The following is an 18,115-nucleotide window of genomic DNA, read 5'->3' as shown; positions in this document are numbered from 1 at the left end:
GGAGAACGAGCGATGAAGCATATCACCCAGATTCTCGCCGCCGCGGCCATTTCGATGGTCGTGACGGTCCCGGCCTATGCCGAAACCACCCTGACGGTTCACTATCCCATGCCCGGCTTCTTCAAGAACGTGATGGACACGATCTCGAAGAAGTTCATGGAAGAAAATCCCGACATCAAGATCCAGTTCGCCGCTCCTTCGGCCACCTATGAGGAAGGCATCCAGACTATCCTGCGCCAGGCCGGCACCAGCGAGATGCCGGATGTCACCTTCATCGGCCTCAACCGCCTGCGCATGATCGACGAGCGCAATGTCGCCGTCGACCTCGGCCCTCTCGTCAAGAAAGAGGGCAACATGGCCGAGAAGGGCTTCTCGGACACGATCCTGAAGCTCGCCCAGGTCAAGGGCAAGCAGGTCGGCCTCGCCTTCGCGACGTCCAACCCGATCATGTATTACAACGCCGACCTGGTGAAGGCTGCCGGCGGCAATCCGGACAACCCGCCGAAGACCTGGGATGAGGTCATCACGCTTGCCGGCAAGATCAAGGCGCTCGGCAACGGTGTCGACGGCATGGACTTCCGCTGGCAGGGCGACGACTGGATGTTCTCCGCCCTCCTCTTCGGCGCCGGCGGCAAGATGCTGAGCGACGACGAGACGAAGGTCGCCTTCAACGGTCCCGAAGGCCAGAAGGCCGTCGAACTGATCCAGCGCTTCGTCAAGGAAGGCGGCATGCCGGTCTTCACCAAGGCTGCCGGCGAACAGGCTTTCGCTGCCGGCAAGGTCGGCTTCGAATTCCAGACGACCGGCGCGCTCGTCAACACCATCAAGAATGTCGGCGCCAAGTTCGACCTGCGCACCGCCAAGCTGCCGCTGATCGACCCGGTCAATGGTCGCCTGCCGACGGGCGGCAACGCCGTCGTCATCCTGACCCACGACCCGGTCAAGGAAGAAGCCGCCTGGAAATTCGCCAAGTTCGCCGCCGGCCCCTATGGCGCCTCGGTCGTTGTTCCCGGCACCGGCTATGTTCCGAACAATGAGCTTGCTGCCAAGTCGGCCGAATATCTTGGCGATTTCTACAAGAAGAACCCGCTGTTCCAGGCCGGCCTCAGCCAGATGTCGATCATGGTTCCCTGGTATGCCTTCCCGGGCTCCAACGGCGTCAAGGTTACGCAAACCATCGTCGACAACCTCTCACGCATCGTCGACGGCTCGGCCGCTCCGAAGGAAGCGCTCGACGACGCCGCTTCCGACGTCGAAGGCCTGCTGCCGCGCAGTTGATCTTTCGAACCCATCTGAACGATCCGCGCCGCCTCTTAACAAGAGGCGGCGTTTTCATATGCAAAGGGATGTCAGGATTGGAGAGTGAGATCGCGCACTGTGCCGCCCGCACGCAGCCGATAGGGTACACTCAGATGACGCGGCGGCGCGGCATTCTCAGCCATATCGAGCAGCAGCGAGGCGGCCGCCGCCCCGATCGTCCCATCCGGAATTTCGACGGTCGTCAGAGAAACTTCCCCTAGAAAACCAAGGGAAATCCCGTCGAAGCCGGCGACGGAAATATCGCGCGGGATCGAAAGACCCTGGCGCCGAAGCGCACCCATGACGCCGAGCGCCAGAAGATCGTTGGAAGCGATGATCGCCGTTGGGTTAAACCGCGAAATAGCATCAGAAAGATCGAGCTGCTCGAGGTTATTCACGAAGGAAATCTCCAGGGCATCGAGAGGCTGTTGCCCCGCCGCCGTCATCGCCCTGACATAGCCTTGATAGCGCAGTTTCGCCCGATCCGATGCCGAGAAATGCCCTGATATGAATAGGATGCGGCGGTGTCCCTTGCCCAGGAGATGCTCGGTCAGGTCCCGGCCCGCACCGAAATTGTCGGTCGCGACCGCAGCTGTGAAGCGGCTGGTCGGAAGATTTCCAAGCAGCACAGTCGGCGGCAGGGCGGATGACAGAACAAAACTGCGCTCGGGATCGCAGAGTGTCAGGATGAGGCCAGTCGGCTGCTGCTGGAGCAGCGAGACGACGGCATCGACCTCCTGTGCCGGATCGTAGTTCGATTGGGCGATCAGCACGCTATGCCCGGCATGCAGCGCCCTGTTCTGGATACTGGATAGAGATGCGGCGAACACGGGATTGGTGATGCTCGGAATAAGCACCCCGATCGCCGGCCGGCCGGTGCCGGTACGCCCACCCGCCCGATAGCCAAGCTCCGCCGCCGCCCGGCGCACGCGCCGCACCATCTCGTCGCTGACCGGACCACTGCGATTCATCACCCGGCTGGCGGTCGCGACGGAACAGCCGGCGCGAAAGGCGATCTGCTGGAGCGTCGACATGATATCAATCACCTCCGGCTTCGGTTTCAGCCCTATGGGACTATCGGGGATTTATATCAGGCCGATGACACTTATTTGACAGGTCTCCGCGCGCACCGCGACAATCCGGCCCTTGATCTTTGCTGCAGCGCAGCAGATGGTCGTTACGATCGCAGCGGCGAATGATGTTGTCATCAACCGATGCCATGATTGCCGCGCTGTGATCCGCAGATCCGCTCCCTTTGAAAGGATGCTCTCATGTCAGAAGCAGAAGCACGGACGCCTGCCACCACCGACCAGACCGAAAGACTGTTCTTCCTCGATATCAACGACGGACGAATTCTTTCCTCCGCCATCGACGGCACCGATCTCAAGCTCATCGTCCAGCGGCAAGGCCGCAGCCCCGACGGCATTCTCGTCGACAGCGAGAACGGCTGGATCTATTGGACGGAAATGGGCAGCGACTACAACGCCCATGACGGCTCCATCGAGCGCATGGACCTCGACGGCGGCAACCACATCACATTGATCCCGCCAGGCAGCACGCTCGTCACGCCGAAGCAGATCCAGCTCGACCGCGACAACGGCAAGCTTTATTGGTGCGACCGCGAAGGTATGCGGGTGATGCGTGCCAATATCGATGGCAGCGATATCGAAACCCTGGTGCAGAATGGCGACAGCCCGGAAGACAGCGCCGATATCGAACGCTGGTGTGTCGGCATCGCGCTCGATCTGCCGCTCGGCCAGATCTACTGGACCCAGAAGGGACCGCCTGATGCCGGCCTCGGCCGCATCTTCCGCGCCGGCATCAATATACCGGCCGGCGAAACCGCGACGAGCCGCAGCGGCATCGAAATCCTGCTGGACAAGCTACCGGAACCGATCGACCTCGAACTGGATCTTGCCACCCGCACGATCTACTGGACCGACCGCGGCAATCTCCCGCGCGGCAATACCGTTAATCGCGCCCAAATGGATGATCTCGCAGCAACCTCCGAAGTCGTCCTCGAAGGCCTCGACGAAGGTATCGGCCTCTCGCTCGATCTCCCCAACAACCGCATGTTCTTCACCGACATCGGCGGCAATCTCTATTCCGCCAGCCTCGACGGCTCGGGCGAGCGCGAACTTCTTCACCATGCCGGCTCATTTACCGGGATTGTTTACGCTGAGATTTGAGGTTTGAAATCGACTTCATGCCTGCCGTGGCGCGTTGGGGCCGACCCTCTTCCTTCGAGGGTCGCTCCTTCGCTAAGCTCGGTCACTCCCACCTCAGGATGGGGGCGGAAAAGGCCGCTCACTTGAAACGATTTGTACTTAGCTTCGCCTGAAAGAAAAGATTAGCCCTCACCCTGAGGAGAGTCCGAAGGACTCCTCGAAGGGCGAGGGCGGATGAGGCTCTGATCAGTTACTTGCGCACGCCATCCAGCAGATGCGGCAGCGACTTCACCCCATCGTCACGCAGCTCAGACGGCAGCAGTCCTTCCGGGAGATCCTGATAGGAGACCGGGCGCAGGAAGCGGCGGATGGCGAGTGTGCCGACCGAGGTGGTGCGGCTGTCCGAGGTCGCCGGGAAAGGCCCGCCATGCACCATGGCATGGGAGACTTCGACGCCGGTCGGCCAGCCATTGGCGAGAATACGCCCGGCCTTGCGTTCCAGCACCGGCACCAGCTTGGCGGCCGTGGCATAGTCATCCGCTTCGATCTGCAGCGTCGCGGTCAGCTGGCCCTCGAGTTTTTCCGCAACGGCGATCATCTGATCGACATCCTTGCAGCGCACGAGAAGGCTTGCCGCGCCGAAAACTTCGTGGCCCAAGCGCTCGTCGGCTAGGAACTCCTGCGCTTCTGTCTCGAAAAAGATACCCGGGCTGCGATTGACGCCTTCAGCCGGCGCGCCGTGAGCGACGGTCTTGACAGCCTCATGCTCGGCCAGCGCGGCAACGCCCTTGTCGAAGGCGGCGTGAATGCCTGGTGTCAGCATCGGCGCGGGCGCACGGCCGGTCAGGGCACCGCTGGCGGCCTGGACGAAGCGGTCGAGATCGGGGCTTTCGATTGCGAAAAGCAGGCCTGGATTGGTGCAGAACTGGCCGGCACCGAGCGTCAGGGAATCGATGAAGCCCGTACCGATCGCCTCGGCGCGTGCTGCAAGAGCGGCCGGGAACAGGAAAACGGGGTTGACGCTGCTCATCTCGGCATAAACAGGGATCGGCTCCGGCCGGGCCGCGGCAATGGCGCCAAGCGCCAGGCCGCCACCACGCGAGCCGGTGAAGCCGACGGCCTTGATGCGCGGATCGCGCACCAGCGCCGCACCGGTTTCGTTGGCACCGGTCAGCAGCGAGAAGGTGCCCTCCGGAAGACCGGATGCAGCGACGGCGGCGCGGATGGCGCGGCCGACCAGTTCGCCCGTGCCCGGATGGGCAAGATGGCCCTTGACGACGACCGGGCAACCGGCGGCAAGAGCCGAAGCCGTATCACCACCGGCAACCGAGAAGGCGAGCGGGAAGTTGCTGGCACCGAAGACGGCAACCGGGCCGAGCGGGATCTGGCGCAGGCGCAGGTCCGGCCGCGGCAACGGCTTACGCTCCGGCAGTGCCGGATCGACGCGCAGATCGAGCCACTCACCGGAGCGAACGACCTGGGCAAACAGCCGCAGTTGGCCGACGGTGCGGGCACGCTCGCCCTGCAGACGCGGCACCGGCAGGCCGGTCTCTTCCGTTGCCCGCTCGATCAGAGCATCGCCGATCTCCATGATGTTGTCGGCGATCTTTTCGAGGAATGCCGCACGCTGCTCGGGGCTGGTCGCACGGTAAACGTCAAACGCCTGCGCCGCCAATTCACACGCTTTGGCAACGTCGCTCTCGCCGGCGATCGCAAAGGCCGGCTCCAGGTTTGCGCCGGTTGCCGGGTTGATGGCACGCACGGTTCTATTGCCGCCGGTGGAATCTGAGCCGATCAGCAGATCGCCGCGAATCTCGAAAGACTGTGTCATGGGTATTCCTTAAGGATGTCAGAGCGCTGAGGATTGCGCGCCACGAGAGCAGATAGCAGGATGGGATGACAGTTATAAGATGATAATCGTCATCTAATTATCAAGGTACAAGTGCTGAGATCAAGGCATCAGCGTCAATTAATCATACTTTATCTGCATATGGTATTGCAGCCCCTTTCATGCCAATTTAGCAGCCATCCGAAAGACCGAGTGCGGCCAAGCCCATATGTCCATTGCACTTCTTGGTGATCCGATCGTCCAGTTCTGTATCCTGGTTGTCGTCGGCACATTCGTTAGCCGCGTCATGCTGCGTCACCAGCGCGCTGGGCGTCTGATCGGCCAGATCGCCTTCTTCGTCTGCCTGACCGTGCTTTTGCTTTATCATGGCATCGTACCCTATGAGCCGAGCCCGCCGCAGGATTCCGTGACGCTGCGCACCTTTGTCGGCTTTGCCAAGATCGTCTGGTGGATCAACGGCGCATGGGTGCTGATCGCCTTCGTGCGGCTCTTCCTGATCTTCGAGCGCAAACCGCGCGAAGGCCGCCTGCTACAGGATCTGATCGTCGGCATCATCTATCTGGGCGCCATTCTCTCCATTGTCGGTGATGTCTTCAGCGTTCCGATCGGGACACTGATCGCGACATCGGGCGTCTTCGCCATCATTCTCGGCCTTGCCTTGCAAAGCACGTTGAGCGACGTCTTTTCCGGCATCGCACTCAACCTTGGCCGCCCCTATACCGTCGGCGATTGGATCGTTGTCGACAATGATATTCAAGGCCGCGTCGTCGAAACGAACTGGCGGGCGACGTATCTCCTGAGCGGCACCAACGATCTGGTCGTTATTCCCAATAGCGTCCTCGCAAAGACACGGCTCACCAATCTTTCATCGCCCGATGAAAGTCACGGCGCCATCGTCACCGTGAGAATCCAGCCGACCACGCAGCCACGCGTCGTCGCAGACGTCATGCAGAATGTGCTGATCAGCTGCAATTCCATCCAGAAGACGCCCGAACCTTCGGTCGCCATCAGCTCGATCGATGAACAGGCCATTGAATTGCAGCTTTCCTTCCGCGTGCGCGAGATATCTCTGGCGACAGCAGCCAAGAACGAGATCTACGATCTCCTCTACCGCCATGCGAAAGCAGCAGGCCTGAAGCTCGCCGGCCCTCCCGGCACGATCACCGTTGCGGCGGAACACGCGGCGGAAACCGTCAAAGAACAACAGAACCCCGGCACGCCATGGCGATTGCTCAACAACATCCCGCTTTTCGCTTCGCTGACCGAGGACGAAAAGGAGCATCTGGCGACAAACATGCAGCGCCGCACCTACCACAAGGATGCCGTGATCGCTGAACAGGATGCTCGCCTACGCGCGCTCACCATCGTCCGTTCGGGCGTCGTCAGCATCACCCGTCGCGAAGGATATCGGCAGATCGAGCTGACGCGGCTCGCTCCGGGCGACTATTTCGGCGAAAACGGCCTGCTGATGGGCACGGGCGAAGTCGGGACGGTCCGAGCCCTGACCTTTGTCGTCACCTATGAAATCGGTGAGGATTGCCTGGCGCCCTTGCTGCATGACAGGCCCGCGCTCGCCGAGGAGCTCGGCGCCATCATGGCGAAACGCATCGAGGCCGAGCAGCATCTCTTCGCCAATGCCGATATGCTGGTCCATGGCACACCCGTCAGCACGCTGAGTTCGCGTATCAAGCATCTCTTTCAGCTACAGCAGCACGACTAATTCGACTTTGCCGATGGCGCCGCCTGAACCTGCCCGGCATAAAAGGCCTTGGCATCCATCGTGAACTGCTCGCGTGACGCCGGTCGCGTGTAGAACATGTGACCGCCGCGATAGAGCTTCAGCGCCACGCGATCGGCAAGGGCCTGCGGCATATGGTCGAGCACATATTTGTTGACGCCGAAGGGGATGACGAGATCGCTGTATCCCTGCCCCACCAGAACCCGGAAGGATGGCGACAGCGACAACAGCTCCTTGAGATCGTCGGTGGCACCGGCGGTTGATCGAGAGCCGCCGTTCCGCCCGCCCCATTTCCACTCCCTGTTCACTGCTCCCGACAGCAGCGTGTAGGTCATGTCCGTGTGGAAGCCTAGCTCATCGCGGGCATAGCTCGAAAAGGCACCGCCATAGGCACGGACGAAACCGTCGAGAACCGGATCGCCGCCATGCTCAGCCTCCGATTGCGGATAGGGATCCGGTGCCAGAAAGGAGGCGTCATAGGCACTCGCTATATCCCCACCGTTCCCATCGGAATGTTTGCGGTAGACCCCACTGAGAAAACCCTGGTTCCTGGCGACGACATCTTGCGGTATGCCGGTCAGCTTCGCTACCCGGCCATAGAAGGCGCGGCCGGCATCGCCCGATGGCGGCGGCCCGGCGAGGGCGGGCAGATAGTCATTCAAGGCGAAGGCCTGCGCATCCTGGATCGCTTTCTCGCTGAAGGCATTTTGCCGTTCCAGCTCGGCTGCCGCCAGCGAAGGCAGCTCCAAGGCCGCACTGAGCGCATCTCCACTATCACCAAAGACGAACCGGCCCTCCAGCAGAGGCGAGAGCATGACGATGCCGGAAATCAGGATGCCCTGATCCTCGCGCAGGCTGTTGGCGACCTTGACCGAGCGAAACCCGCCATAGCTTTCGCCAAGAATATATTTCGGTGACGAGGCGCGGCCATTATGGCCAATGTAGAGCGCTATCGCTTTGGCCAGGCTTTCGGCATCGCTGTCGACGCTATAGAAATCATTCTGATCATCGGGCTTGGCAGTGCGGCTCCAGCCGGTACCGATCGGATCGATCAGCACGAGATCGGTAAATTCGAGCCAGCTTTGCGGATTGTCGACCAGCTTGGCATTGGCGCCATCGCGACCGTCCGGACCAAAATCGACGATGCGCGGGCCGACGAGCCCGAGATTGAGGAAGGCCGAAGCCGCGCCCGGCCCACCGTTGAATACGAAGGTCACGGGCCGGTTCGCATCCCGGTTCTTGGCGACATAGGCGGTGTAGAAGACCGCCGCGCTACGCTGGCCATCCTGGCCGAAGAGGTCGAGCGTGCCCGCCGTTGCCGTATAGGGTATGGTCTTGCCATCCGCATTGAGCACATGGTCGCTCACGGCATCCGGCGGCAGGAGCGAAAGCACGCCACTGCCACCGGCGGCGGCATTACGGCCTTGCTCGGGCGGTGCGGCGGATGCGGTTGCCGATATCAGCGAAAAAGCCAGCACCAGGCCGGGAACCATCTGGCGAAAAGACATGAAATCGTATCCTCCGAGGGTTCGTCGCATAGAGGTTATTGCCGGCGATACTATGTCACAGACGACAACCACCGAAACTCAAGAGATGTTGATCGATGGATCATCGAGCGCGGCACTTTTGGAGAATGGCGCGCTTGGAAGCCTGCTGGCCGGCCGGCTGCAGGGTAAGCCGCGGCGGATCAGAACTTGATCCGGTCGATGCTGGTCAGCGCCGTCTTCTGCGCGACGCCGGGTGCATTGACCATGTGCCAGGCCACATATTGCTCGCCGTAGAGCTCGGTCGACGACATGCCGTCGACGGGAAGCACGATATTCATGCCGTTGAGCGCTGCGTCCGTTGCGGTGTCCAGCACCGCACCCTCCGCGGCCGTGCCTGTCACGATGACGGTCTTGATGCCCTTATCGGAAAGAATGCTGCGCAGGTTGGTGCCGATGAACTTGTCCGGCCCGGATTTGACGACCGGCTCGCTTGCCAAGGGTGCCAGCGCGGTCGCGATATCCTGCGCCTGGCCAACGCCCGCCAGACTGAAAACGACGAGCATCTCCTTGGCGCGGGCTTGATCGAGCAGGGTTTTCACCTTGGGCACGGAAGCGAGGCAGCGCGGCTTTGTATTCTTGTTGCAAGGCCCCTTGGTCGGATCCTGCGCGCCATTGAAATCGAGGATCAGCAGCGCCGTCGTCTCCGGATCGACGGTAACAGTCTTCAGCTCCGGCGGCGCCGGCGGCTTCACCTTCTGCCAGTCGTCGATGATCGTCTGCGCTGCCGCCGGCGACGGGAAGGTGGCGCTAAGGCCTGCACAAAGAACTGCAAAACCGGCACATAAGGCAAAACCTGCTCTGCCTATCGCACCGCCTCCGTATCGAAGTCCATTGCTCCTGTGCATCAGCGTCCTCATGGGTTTGACGATGGTGCAGGATTGATAGGCGAGAAAATGCGCTGGCGTAACGAAACTCTTCGTGATGGTCTCGCGGTGTGTTCTGCCGACGCCATGAGCGGGGGGAGCCGCCTATGGGCCTGTATCACCCATTGGGTCTTCGTCATTCTTGTCGCCGCTGCGCAGCTTTCCCAGCAGGCTCTGCAGGGCTTGCTTGAGCGCATCGATTTCTTCCGAACCAGCCATGTCAGACCAGCGCTGATCCACCAGCCGGCCGGCTGCCATTGCGACAGGCCGCACTCCCCTGCCGCGTTCGGTCAGGAAGACCAGCCGTGCACGTCGGTCGTTGGGATCTGGGCGGCGTTCGACGTAACCCAGGCGCTCCAGCTCCTCGACCGCCTGCGTCATCGTCTGCTTGCGGACATGCGCAAGCCGGGTGAGTTCGCTCACCTGGATTCCTTCCGGGCGCATGAAGGTGAAGACATTGGCATGCGATGGCCGGATATCGTCGAAGCCTGCTTTTTCGAGAGCTGCATCGACATCCTGCGCCCAATGCTGGTGAACGAGCCGCAGCAGCAAGCCCAGTGACAGATGTGTCGGAACGCGCTTTTCCATGAGATATAGACAGGTACCTGACCAATGTGATAAATAGTCAGGTACCTTACCATTTCTCATCAGGAAGGGATACCCGCATGCCCTCACTCAATGTCCTGGACTCGACGATCTTCTACGAGGATGCCGGAACGGGGACACCCTTCGTCTTCCTGCATGGCAATCCCACCTCCTCCTACCTTTGGCGGCATGTAGCGCCCGCGATCGCCACGCCTGCCCGCCGTCTTGCCCCCGATCTCATCGGCATGGGCCGGTCCGGCAAGCCCGATATCGCCTATTCATTTGACGACCACGCGCGCTATATCGAGGCTTGGTTCGACGAACTCGCGCTCGATGATGTCGTATTGATCGGCCATGATTGGGGTGGCGCTCTCGCCTTCGACTGGGCGACCCGCCATGCCGAGCGCGTGCGCGGCATCGCCTTCATGGAAACGATCGTGAGGCCGATGACCTGGGAGAATCTCCCAAATGCGCGTCCTCGCTATGAAGCGCTGCGGACGGCCGGGGTCGGCGAAACCAAGGTGCTGGACGAGAATTTCTTCATTGAACAGGCTCTGAGGGCCACCGTTCTCAAAGGATTGAGCGAAGAGGATCACGCCGTTTATGCCGCCCCCTATCAAACGCGCGAAAGCCGCCGGCCGCTGCTGGCCTGGCCACGCTCGATGCCGATCGAAGGCGAGCCGGCCGATGTGATCAGGCGTATCGAGACCTACGACGCCTGGCTTGCCGAGAATGCCGATGTCCCCAAATTGCTGCTCACCTTCGAAGGTCCGCCCGAGACGCTGTTGATCGGCGAGCCTATGACAGCCTGGTGTCGCGCAAATATTGCCAATCTCGACGTTAGGAATTGCGGACCGGCCAGGCACAATGCACCGGAAGATCAACCTGAAGCCATTGCCGCCGCGATTTCCGACTGGGCGGATCGCCACGCCTTGTTCGGATAAACATCTGGCCTTCCGGCGCACCACAGTTTCCGCCACTCCTGCTCGACAGGAAAGACCGGGGACAATCCGCCGTTGACAAAAACCTGACAGCCCATAATCTGCGCCTAAGCCCTTGCGATTGCCTATTTTTCTTTTGGAGATCGGGATGATGCCGGCGAATTGCATGAGACGACTGGTTCTGGCAGGCATTCTCCTCGGCATATCTGCCTATACGGCAGCGGCAGCACAGACGCTCGACCGCATCGCCCAAAAAGGCACGATCCGCATTGGCTACATCAGCGACGAAGAACCCTTCTCCTTCAAGAAGAAGGACGGCAACCCGACGGGCTATGCCATCGACCTCTGCGGCAAGATTGCCGATGCCGTCGGACGCAAGGTCGCCAATCTGAAGCGCGACTATGTCGAAACCGCACTCGCCGATGGCTTCGACGCGGTGAAGAGCGGCCAGATCGACCTTCTCTGCGGCGCCCTCACCATCAATCTCGGACGGCGTCAGAGCGTCGACTTCTCGCAGCCGATCTTCATCACCGGCGCCAGCGCCCTGCTGCGCAAGGATTCGCCCGATTATCTGATGACTTTGTTCCTCGACAAGCGACTGGCGCAAGTCTCCGCCAAACCCGCCCCCGCAACGAGCACGATCGGCGTTCGCGCCAACACGACGACGGGCGCGACCCTGCGTGAAGCGCTAGGCTCCGACGTGCCGAAGACGCGGATCGCCGAGTTCGCCACGCATCAGGACGGCCTGGTCGCGCTCGAAAACCACAAGATCGATGCCTATTTCGCCGATCGCGCCCTGCTCTTCGATCTCGCTTCCCATGCCCGCAATCCGTCCACGCTCGCCATCGGCAACCGCCTCTTCACGCATGAGCCCTATGGCATCGCGCTCCGGCAAGACGATTCCGCCTTCCGCCTCCTCGTCGATCAGACGCTAACCGAGACCTACCAGTCGGATGATTTCGCCAACCTGCTGACGACCTATTTCGGCGAGGAAGGCCCGATCCTGCGTCGCGAGATCATGATGCAATCCATCCCGCAATAAACGCCCCCGAGGCGATGCCGTCGCCTTTGCGACATGATCACTTGTAACTACGGGCGCGATGTCTCGATGGAAAACGGCCTTGCAGTCGTCGTGCAAGCATCTTGAATATGTCGTAGACAGGCTCTGGTCGGCGTCGCACACATCATAAAATCCGTCTCCAGTATCAATCAGGGTCGCACGAAATGGCAGTATTTCCTCAAAAGGCGAAGGTCGTAATCATCGGGCTTGGCGGCATCGTCGGCGCATCGATCGCCCACCATCTGATCGAGCGCGGCTGGGACGATATTGTCGGCATCGACAAGTCCGGTATCCCGACGGATATCGGCTCGACGGCGCACGCCTCCGACTTCTGCTACACGACCAGCCATGATTTCCTTTCCTGCTGGACGACCCTCTACTCCATCGATTTCTACGATAAGCTCGGCCACTATGCCCGCGTCGGCGGCCTGGAAGTCGCCCGCGTCGGCGATGACGACCGCATGGCGGAAATCAAGCGCAAGGTGACCTCGGGCAAGGCCTTCGGCACGCGCGTGAGCCTGGTCGACCCCGCAGAGATCAAGGAAAAATTCCCGCTGATCGAGGAAAGCATGGTCCAGGGCGGCATGTGGGACCCGGATGCCGGCCTCGTCATACCCCGTTCGCAGACCGTTGCCGGCAAGCTGATCGACCAGGGCGAAAAGAGCGGCAAGCTGCAATCCTTCGCCAATACGCCGGCCCAGTCGCTGATTGTCAAAGACGGCCGCATCAGTGGCGTCGTCACCCATCGCGGCACGATCGAAGCAGACTATGTCATCGTCTGCGCCGGTCTCTGGGGCCGCCTGATCGCCGAAATGGTCGGCGAAGACCTGCCGGTCATGCCGGTCGACCATCCGCTGACCTTCTTCGGCCCCTACAACGAGTTTGCCAACACCGGTAAGGAAATCGGTTTCCCGCTGATGCGCGACCAGGGCAACTCCGCCTATATGCGCGACACTGGCGACCCGAAGACCGCCGAAGGCGGCCAGATCGAATGGGGTTACTACGAAGAGAAGAACCCACGCCTCTGCCATCCGCGCGACCTCCTCGAAAAGCATGAGGCCCGTCTGTCGCCGTCGCAGCGCGACCTCGACATGGAACAGATCATCGAGCCGCTCGAACGCGCCATGGAACTGACGCCGATCCTCGGCGAACTCGGCTACAATGAAGGCCACTCCTTCAACGGCCTCCTGCAGGTCACGACCGATGGCGGCCCATCCGTCGGCGAAAGCCAGAAGATTCGCGGCCTCTGGTATTGCGTCGCCATCTGGGTGAAGGATGGCCCCGGCTTCGGCAAGCTGGTCGCCGACTGGATGACGGACGGCCGCACGCCGATCGACCACAACCGGATCGATTATTCCCGCTTCTACCCGCATATGCTTGAAGAGAAATTCATCGAAGGCCGCTGCACCGAGGCGGCCCAGAAGATCTATAACCCCGCCGTCCACCCACGCGAACCCTATGCCACCGGCCGCAACATCCGCCGCTCGCCCTTCTATGAGCGGGAAAAAGAGCTCGGCGGCTATTTCATGGAGCTTGGCGGCTGGGAGCGCGCGCATGGCTATGCCGCCAACGAGCACCTGCTCGAAAAATACGGCGACCGCATCCCGGTGCGCGAAAACGAATGGGACAACCGCCATTTCTGGCGCGTCTCCAATGCCGAGCACCTGGCGCTGAGCGAAGATTGCGGCATCATCAACCTCTCGCACTTCGCCATGTACGACATCGAGGGCCCCGATCATGTCGAGCTGCTGGAATGGCTCTGCGCGGCCAAGATCGGCGGAGAGGCCAATATCGGCAAGGGCATCTACACCCACTTCCTCGACGACGAGGGCATGGTGCGGGCCGATTTCACCGTCATCCGCATGGCCGACCGCTGCCGCCTGATCGACGGCGCCGACGCCGGCCCGCGCGATTTCCACTACATGCGCCGCGTTGCCCAGGATAAGGGTTTCGACGTCACCATCACCGATGTCACCGAACGCTATGTCACGATCGGCATCTGGGGACCGAATGCCCGCACCAACCTGCAGAAGGTGGTCGAGCACCCGGAAAGCCTCTCGCACGAAAACTTCCCCTTCGCCGCGATCAAGCAGATCCGCATCGCCGGCAAGAACGTCACGGCATTCCGCATCTCCTATGTCGGCGAACAGGGCTGGGAACTGCACATGGCCTATGGCGATGCGCTGGCCGTCTGGGATGCGCTGCGCTCGACCGGCGCCATCGCCGTCGGCGTCGAGACCTATGCCAACAGCCGCCGCATGGAAAAGAGCCTGCGCCTGCAGAATGCCGACCTGCTGACGGAATATAATCTTCTCGAAGCCGATCTCGGCCGCCCGAAGGTCAAGGAAGCCGATTTCCGCGGCAAGGCCAAGCACCTCGAATACCGCGCCCGCGAACACCAGCCGGCCATGCTCTGCACGCTTGTGATGACCGACAACATCGACTCCAACGGCGTTGCCCGCTACCCCGTCGGCATCCTGCCGGTCATGGATCCCGAAACCGGCGAAACCCTGGTCGATGAGCTCGGCCGCCGCTCCTTCACCACTTCGATCGCCTACGGCCCGACCATCGGCAAGAATATCGCACTCGCCTATCTCCCCTGGTCCTATGCGCAGGAAGGCCGCAAACTGAAGGTCGAATATTTCGGCGAAACCTACCCGGTCGAAGTCGCCGGCGTCGGCTACAAGCCGCTCTATGACGCAGAGAACCTGAAGCCGAGAAGCTGATCTTTAACGACCGGAAAGCGAGGTCATGCCTGGCTTTCCGGTTGTCTGTCGGGCCGTGTGATCGATGATGGCCTGCACGATCTCGTCAATGTCGCGCTCGTGGATTTCGTGCCCTCCACCCTCGATCCGGTGCAGCCGCACATTTCGCACGACCTTGGTGAAAGCCTCGCCATGCCCTATGGGAAACAGCGGATCGGCTGACCCGTGGATCGCAAGGACCGGCAGCTTGATATCGGAAGCGTGAAGCCTTGCTGGCCTTTCTTCGCTCACAAGCGTGAAATGGTTCGTAGCACTGGCAAATGACGGCGCCCGCGCCATGTCGCGGGCGATCAGGGCACTTGCGGCATCAGGATCGTGCGGATGCCGGGTGCCGGCAAGCATGGCCGTCTCGCGGCGCAGGAAATCGGCAATGGCCTCGAGTTTGGACCAATCGACTGCTTCGGCCGAACTGGAATGCTCCTGATAGGCCTTGGTCGAGGAAGGCAAGCCCTCGACGCCGAGCGGTGATGTGCTGATCAGCGTGAGGGTCCGCACACGCCGGGGATGGCGCAACACGACCTCCTGTGCAACGGCGCCGCCCATCGACATGCCCACCACATGCGCCGTTTCCAATCCGTAGCCGTCGAGAATGGCGATGGCATCGTCGGCCAAGTCGCTGAACGAATAATGGGGTTCGCCTTGCGGATAATGTGTCGAGAGGCCCGTATCGCGCTGGTCGTATCGGATCACATAGCGCTGGCGGGCGGCGAGCGCCTCGCAGAACCTGTCCGGCCACCACAGCATCGAAGCCATCATTCCCATGATCAATATGATGGGCGGGCTGGAGGGATCACCGAAAGCCTGGGTCTGCAGTTTCGCTCCCTTGACCTCGATTGACGTCTCGGTGGCTGCGAACGATCTCGTTTCTGCCATGACAAAACCCATCCGATTGCGAATTGCAACTGGATTCATATTGCATAACCGATTTTATTATGCAATCAGTTTTATGAGGCTGCAACACGGGGCATCGACGTCCGTCGGAGCAGTTCCAGAAAAGCGTCCAGCGGTTTTTCATCCGGAATTGTGTGAGAACAATGGATTGGAGTTGTTCGAGGGTCTTGCGAGAACTGCGCGCAATAGCGATCGAGACGAGATGAGGGAGGCTTGTAGTGCTGCAATGTGCTGATTTTTACGACGCTGAACTATCACGGCATAACCTGCATTTGCGAGCCGCCGCCCGCGTCCGGACGCATGACCGGATACTCGATATCGGCTGCGGCGCTGGACAAACCACTCGCGAAGCAGCTCTTGCCGCAACACAAGGCAGCGCGGTCGGCGTGGACACGTCCGCCGAGATGCTTGAGATTGCCCGCCAACGCAGCGCCGAAGCCGGATTGGGCAACATCAGCTTCGAACTGGGTGACGCACAAACTCACGACTTTCCAGCTGCCGGCTTCGACCTATGCATCAGCCGGTTCGGCGTCATGTTCTTTGCAGATCCGCCGGCGGCATTCACCAATATCGCCCATGCAATGCGCCCGGGTGGACGCATCGCCTGGATGGTATGGCAAAACCAGGAGCGCAACGAATGGTCTGGCGCAATTCGGAATGCGCTAGCTCCAGGGAGCAGAATTCCAGAAAATGCCGGCAAGCCGTTTTCGCTTGGCGATCCCACCATAGCCAAAGAGCTGTTAAGCACCGCCGGCTTCACCTCGATCGACTTCACCGAGGTGAAGGAACCGGTGTTCTATGGGGCTAATGTCGATGCCGCCCTTGATGCCCTTGCCGGTCTCTATATGGTCAAGGACGCGCTCATGCACACCGATGAGGCACCCGACCGGCCACTGCAGCGGCTGCGTGATCTACTGGAAGCGCATATGACCTTCGGAGGCGTGCTGTTCAACTCCCACGCATGGATCATCACCGCTGAGCGAGCCCGTTGACTGAGCAGCCCCTCGCCTCTCCCGGCGAAAGCACTACAACGCAAATCTAGGAACGCTCGCTTGTGCCTTTGCACCTTTGATATTGTGTGTATTGGGAACGCTTGGTTCCGTGTTGATGCTTTGTTTTGCGCGTTGCGTTGCGTGGTTTGGTTATGCTTGTTTTGGGGGCTGATTGGTTGGATGCTTTCGGCGTTGGCAGAACGCAAAAAGCCCGCTTGAAGCGGGCTTTTTTTGTAATTGGTTGCGGGGGCAGGATTTGAACCTGCGGCCTTCAGGTTATGAGCCTGACGAGCTACCGGGCTGCTCCACCCCGCGTCACCAGCGTAAACCCGAAGGGTTTATCGCGGTTGCGTGAACCGCTATGCGGTTCATGCTTCATCCGGGCAAATCTGCAGGATTTGTCCCTTGTTCCCAGCGTAAGCCGCGTTGTGGCTTATCGCGTTACCGACGCCAATCGCGGAGCGATTTGTCGTCTTATCCAGCGCAAATCGCGGAGCGATTTGTCGCGTATTCCCAGCGTAAGCCGCGTTTGGGCTTATCGCGGTTGCGCAAACCCGAAGGGTTTGCCGCGCCCTTGGCCCCGTATTTCGGGTACGTCGGGGTAATTTCCTGGCTCCAGAAGCGGCAAAGGCCGCATGAGCGGCCTATTGTAGCACGGCTTGGGCCGTCTGTGTGATGAGAAGATTTTATGAGGCATAGATTGCTTGAGCAATTTAGCCTGACGCATAAATCGATTTCATCGATTTAGCGTGGAGTTGCGATTAGCAGACCTGGCAGCGACCTACTCTCCCGCGTCTTAAGACGAAGTACCATGGGCGCAGGGGCGTTTCACGGCCGTGTTCGGAAAGGGAACGGGTGCAGCCACCCCGCCATAACCACCAGGTCGGCAAAGCGCAACTTGTTGATCCATGCGAACGCATGGATCAACAAGTTGCTCTTTCTGGGCTGATATGCCTTTCCTTCTCGCTTGTCGCTCGAAGGGGACATCAGCCGTCCATACGGAGGCTTGCTGTTCATGCTGCTGCATGGACAATTTGAGAAGCTGGATTTTTTATTTGAACACGTCTTGGATGCTGGGCAGAAGCGGCTATTGCCTACTGCCTACATCCTATTGCCTCATCGAATTTATTCGATGAGCACTGGCAATGGGAACGATCAAGCCAATCGAGCTATTAGTACCGGTAAGCTTCATGCGTTGCCGCACTTCCACACCCGGCCTATCAACGTGGTCGTCTTCCACGGCTCTGATAGGGAACACTCGTTTCCAGGTTGGTTTCCCGCTTAGATGCCTTCAGCGGTTATCCATTCCATATATAGCTACCCTGCTATGCCCTTGGCAGGACAACAGGTCCACCAGAGATATGTCCATCCCGGTCCTCTCGTACTAGGGACAGATCCTGTCAATATTCCTACACCC

Annotated in this window: 13 protein-coding genes, 1 tRNA gene and 2 rRNA genes; 7 read left to right on the top strand and 9 right to left on the bottom strand. The window is 60.5% G+C overall.

The window, feature by feature from the left end:
• Positions 1 to 12 precede the first annotated feature (12 nt).
• A complete protein-coding gene (locus PH552_RS32430) occupies positions 13 to 1,278 on the top strand; it encodes an ABC transporter substrate-binding protein (RefSeq protein WP_112341759.1) in 1,266 nt (421 codons plus the stop codon).
• Positions 1,279 to 1,349: 71 nt separating this feature from the next.
• Here the strand turns inward: PH552_RS32430 and PH552_RS32425 are convergent, their stop codons facing one another.
• Positions 1,350 to 2,333 (bottom strand): substrate-binding domain-containing protein, encoded by a 984-nt coding sequence (locus PH552_RS32425; RefSeq protein ID WP_112341758.1) that lies wholly within the window; start codon positions 2,331 to 2,333, stop codon positions 1,350 to 1,352.
• A 237-nt stretch (positions 2,334 to 2,570) separates the two neighbouring features.
• Between PH552_RS32425 and PH552_RS32420 the strand changes: the two genes are divergently transcribed.
• Positions 2,571 to 3,488, top strand: coding sequence for a YncE family protein (locus PH552_RS32420; RefSeq protein ID WP_183765738.1), 918 nt, complete (start codon positions 2,571 to 2,573; stop codon positions 3,486 to 3,488).
• Positions 3,489 to 3,717: 229 nt separating this feature from the next.
• Here the strand turns inward: PH552_RS32420 and PH552_RS32415 are convergent, their stop codons facing one another.
• Positions 3,718 to 5,298 (bottom strand): aldehyde dehydrogenase (NADP(+)), encoded by a 1,581-nt coding sequence (locus PH552_RS32415; RefSeq protein WP_183765735.1) that lies wholly within the window; start codon positions 5,296 to 5,298, stop codon positions 3,718 to 3,720.
• 226 nt (positions 5,299 to 5,524) lie between these two features.
• On the opposite strand from PH552_RS32415, the gene PH552_RS32410 reads away from it, so the two are divergent.
• Positions 5,525 to 7,036: a mechanosensitive ion channel family protein gene (locus PH552_RS32410; protein WP_112341755.1), complete on the top strand. Its 1,512-nt coding sequence runs from the start codon at positions 5,525 to 5,527 to the stop codon at positions 7,034 to 7,036.
• Here the strand turns inward: PH552_RS32410 and PH552_RS32405 are convergent.
• From PH552_RS32405 to PH552_RS32395, 3 genes are all read right to left on the bottom strand, one after another.
• Complete coding sequence (locus tag PH552_RS32405; RefSeq protein ID WP_285166642.1) at positions 7,033 to 8,562, bottom strand: S10 family peptidase; 1,530 nt, start codon at positions 8,560 to 8,562, stop codon at positions 7,033 to 7,035. The two genes, PH552_RS32410 and PH552_RS32405, sit on opposite strands and share 4 nt — an antisense overlap.
• A 179-nt stretch (positions 8,563 to 8,741) precedes the next feature.
• Positions 8,742 to 9,446: an isochorismatase family protein gene (locus PH552_RS32400; RefSeq protein WP_245430307.1), complete on the bottom strand. Its 705-nt coding sequence runs from the start codon at positions 9,444 to 9,446 to the stop codon at positions 8,742 to 8,744.
• Positions 9,447 to 9,569: 123 nt separating this feature from the next.
• A complete protein-coding gene (locus PH552_RS32395; RefSeq protein ID WP_112341752.1) occupies positions 9,570 to 10,052 on the bottom strand; it encodes a MarR family winged helix-turn-helix transcriptional regulator in 483 nt (160 codons plus the stop codon).
• 77 nt (positions 10,053 to 10,129) lie between these two features.
• Between PH552_RS32395 and PH552_RS32390 the strand changes: the two genes are divergently transcribed.
• From PH552_RS32390 to PH552_RS32380, 3 genes are all read left to right on the top strand, one after another.
• Positions 10,130 to 10,993 carry a haloalkane dehalogenase gene (locus PH552_RS32390; RefSeq protein ID WP_112341751.1) on the top strand — a complete coding sequence of 288 codons (864 nt, stop codon included), beginning with the start codon at positions 10,130 to 10,132 and terminating at the stop codon, positions 10,991 to 10,993.
• A gap of 148 nt (positions 10,994 to 11,141) precedes the next feature.
• Positions 11,142 to 12,032: an amino acid ABC transporter substrate-binding protein gene (locus tag PH552_RS32385; RefSeq protein ID WP_112341780.1), complete on the top strand. Its 891-nt coding sequence runs from the start codon at positions 11,142 to 11,144 to the stop codon at positions 12,030 to 12,032.
• A gap of 182 nt (positions 12,033 to 12,214) precedes the next feature.
• The gene (locus PH552_RS32380; protein WP_285166640.1) at positions 12,215 to 14,776 is read left to right on the top strand and encodes a GcvT family protein; all 2,562 of its coding nucleotides are present in this window, start codon (positions 12,215 to 12,217) and stop codon (positions 14,774 to 14,776) included.
• A gap of 3 nt (positions 14,777 to 14,779) precedes the next feature.
• Here PH552_RS32380 and PH552_RS32375 read toward each other — a convergent pair whose 3' ends face one another.
• Positions 14,780 to 15,688: an alpha/beta fold hydrolase gene (locus tag PH552_RS32375; protein ID WP_113249554.1), complete on the bottom strand. Its 909-nt coding sequence runs from the start codon at positions 15,686 to 15,688 to the stop codon at positions 14,780 to 14,782.
• A 236-nt stretch (positions 15,689 to 15,924) separates the two neighbouring features.
• On the opposite strand from PH552_RS32375, the gene PH552_RS32370 reads away from it, so the two are divergent.
• Positions 15,925 to 16,698, top strand: a complete 774-nt coding sequence (locus PH552_RS32370; protein ID WP_112341749.1) for a class I SAM-dependent methyltransferase — start codon at positions 15,925 to 15,927, stop codon at positions 16,696 to 16,698.
• Positions 16,699 to 16,936: 238 nt separating this feature from the next.
• Here the strand turns inward: PH552_RS32370 and PH552_RS32365 are convergent.
• The 3 genes from PH552_RS32365 to PH552_RS32355 all read right to left on the bottom strand — a co-directional run.
• Positions 16,937 to 17,013 (bottom strand) — tRNA-Met (locus PH552_RS32365).
• Between the two features lie 453 nt (positions 17,014 to 17,466).
• Positions 17,467 to 17,581: ribosomal RNA gene (rrf, locus tag PH552_RS32360) — 5S ribosomal RNA — on the bottom strand.
• 268 nt (positions 17,582 to 17,849) lie between these two features.
• A 23S ribosomal RNA gene (locus PH552_RS32355) occupies positions 17,850 to 18,115 on the bottom strand; the annotation flags it as partial.

The organism is Rhizobium aureum (assembly GCF_030182495.1).
Classification (GTDB): domain Bacteria; phylum Pseudomonadota; class Alphaproteobacteria; order Rhizobiales; family Rhizobiaceae; genus Rhizobium; species Rhizobium tropici_C.
This window is presented reverse-complemented; position numbering and strand designations above follow the sequence as displayed.